This is a genomic window from Extibacter sp. GGCC_0201 (assembly GCF_017566055.1).
GTDB lineage: Bacteria > Bacillota > Clostridia > Lachnospirales > Lachnospiraceae > Extibacter.
Genome location: NZ_JABFCH010000255.1, coordinates 1 through 211, shown reverse-complemented (window position 1 = coordinate 211; position 211 = coordinate 1). Strand labels below are relative to the sequence as shown.

The 211-nt window shown below is 49.8% G+C and carries 1 protein-coding gene; it reads right to left on the bottom strand.

Going from position 1 to position 211, the window contains the following annotated elements; translation table 11 throughout:
* The coding region (locus tag HJV72_RS19455; RefSeq protein WP_208073527.1) for an FAD-dependent oxidoreductase at positions 1-211 on the bottom strand (211 nt) is incomplete at both ends.

The following is a 211-nucleotide window of genomic DNA, read 5'->3' as shown; positions in this document are numbered from 1 at the left end:
GGAATTCCCGGCTTAAGAGGTGAGGAACCTGTGGCGATGATAAGATTGTCATAGTTCTCCTCATAGGTTTCTCCTGTCTTCAGATTACGTACCGTAACTATATTTTCCTCCGGACGGACGGCTGCAGCCTCCTGGCAGATACGTACATCTATATTGAATTTTTTCTTCATCCCCTCCGGCGTCTGCAGCAGCAGGGACTCCCGGCTGTGAA